Origin of the sequence: Thermocrispum agreste DSM 44070 (assembly GCF_000427905.1) — a bacterium.
Lineage (GTDB): Bacteria > Actinomycetota > Actinomycetes > Mycobacteriales > Pseudonocardiaceae > Thermocrispum > Thermocrispum agreste.
In genome coordinates this window covers 1-1,761 of record NZ_ATYX01000016.1, presented here as the reverse complement: position 1 = coordinate 1,761, position 1,761 = coordinate 1, and the positions used below count along the sequence as shown (strand labels likewise).

Here is a 1,761-nt window from a genome sequence, read left to right as displayed (position 1 = left end):
CCCTGGAGTACGTGCACAATCGGCGCCGAGCGGGCTGGCCGGTGCCGGTGCTGTTCCTCACCGCGCGCGACGCGGTGGCCGATCGCATCGCCGGCCTGGCCATCGCCGACGACTACCTGCTCAAGCCGTTCGCCATGCGCGAGCTGCTGGCCAGGGTGGGCAGCGTGTGCCGGAGGTCGGGCGCCGGGGTCGAACCGGATTCGGTGCTCCGCCACGGCGACCTGGTGATCGACGAGGCCAGGCGCGAGGCCTGGCGTGGTCAGCGGCAGCTCGCCCTGACCGGCAAGGAGTTCATCGTGCTGCGCACCCTGATCGCCGCCGGTGGGCGGCCGGTGCACCGCAAGGATCTGATCGCCGCGGCATGGGACGAGCTGGTGCCGCCGACGTCGAACGTGCTGGAGAGGGTCGTCGCCCAGCTGCGCCGCAAGCTCGGCGAGCCGCCGGTGGTGGTGACGATCCGCGGGGTCGGCTACGCCCTGGGGTGATCGCCGGCGCGCCGCCAAGAGGCGCTGACCTCCGGTCTCTGTGACGCTCGCTGAGTGGCGGCCCTCCCTTTGACCGGGCGTCTGCCACGCTCGCTTCGCGGCAACCTTCCCTCATCGGACGACTGCCACGCTCGCCTCGCGGCAACCTTCCCTCTTCAGGCGCCCGCCACGCTCGTTTCGCGGCGCCGCCCCGTTGGCGGCGCCAACGCTTCGGCACGACTACCGGCGCTGGCGGGCGGTCAGCCCCCGACCCCGCCTGCGCGGGAGCGAAACCTGGCCAGCCGCAACACGCCCCGACCGCCCCCTCCGCGAAACCAGGACCTGCCCCGCCGCAACACGCCCCGACCGTCATCTCCGCGGAAGCGGGCGCTGGACCGGGGGCTGCTCGGCCCCGACGTCGTCCGGTTTCCCGCGGCCCCGTACCTCACCCGTCCTCGGCGTACCTCATCCTTCCTCGGCTTGTCGCGCGATCCTCGCCTCACATGGCTTGCGGCTCGATCCAGCCCCGGTCCACCGCTTTGACCCCGGCCTGGAATCGGCTGCGCGCACCCAACCGGTTCATCATGTCCGCCATGGCACGGCGCACCGTGCGCACCGACACGCCGAGACGGCTGGCCGCGGTGACGTCGGTGCACCCGGCGGACAGCAGGGTGAGCAGGGCCCTTTCCCGTTCGTTCAGTCCGTGTTCGGACGGCTGCTCGGTGGCGTTCCAGGGGACCGCGGTCGCCCACAACCGGTCGAACAGCTCGACGGTGGTCGTCACGATGCTGGGCAGCTGGAACAAGACCAGCCCACACGGCCCCTGGGCCGGTGTCTCCCTGGGCAGCAGCACTCGTGACCCGTCCACCACGAGCGCGTCGACCGGCACCGACGGCGCGGTCCGGATCTCCGCACCAGCCGCGGCGAGCACGCCGAGCTGTCGGGCGATCCGGGGCATCGACCGTGCCCGGTCCGGGTACAGCATCCGGTAGCGCACGCCCCGGCGTAGGTTCTCCTCATCGCAGGGGCGTGGCAGGACCAACGGAGCTTCCGGCACGGCAGCGGAACATCCCACCAGAACGTCGCGCCTCGCGCCCATGACGGTCGCGTCGACGACGGCCCGCGTGGCCGGACGGGCTGGGTTGATGCGGCGAACGGAGGGAATCGGGCGCACAGTCGTTTCGATCGTCACAACGAGACTCCTCCCCTGAGCACCAGTGCGGCCGACTGTCCGGGGCCGGCGTGCGGCTCGCGTACACCACCGACTGCCGATCACTGTCGCGCAAGGCACATGAGG

Annotated in this window: 2 protein-coding genes; one reads left to right on the top strand and one right to left on the bottom strand. The window is 71.9% G+C overall.

The genetic code is table 11. The features are described from left to right. Positions 1-485, top strand: a 485-nt coding sequence (locus YWY_RS0110320) for a winged helix-turn-helix domain-containing protein (protein ID WP_028847535.1), incomplete at its 5' end; no start/stop codon positions are given. A gap of 478 nt (positions 486-963) precedes the next feature. On the opposite strand, the gene YWY_RS21380 is transcribed toward YWY_RS0110320, so the two are convergent. Then, positions 964-1,656 (bottom strand): helix-turn-helix transcriptional regulator, encoded by a 693-nt coding sequence (locus YWY_RS21380; RefSeq protein ID WP_245566634.1) that lies wholly within the window; start codon positions 1,654-1,656, stop codon positions 964-966. Positions 1,657-1,761: the final 105 nt, after the last annotated feature.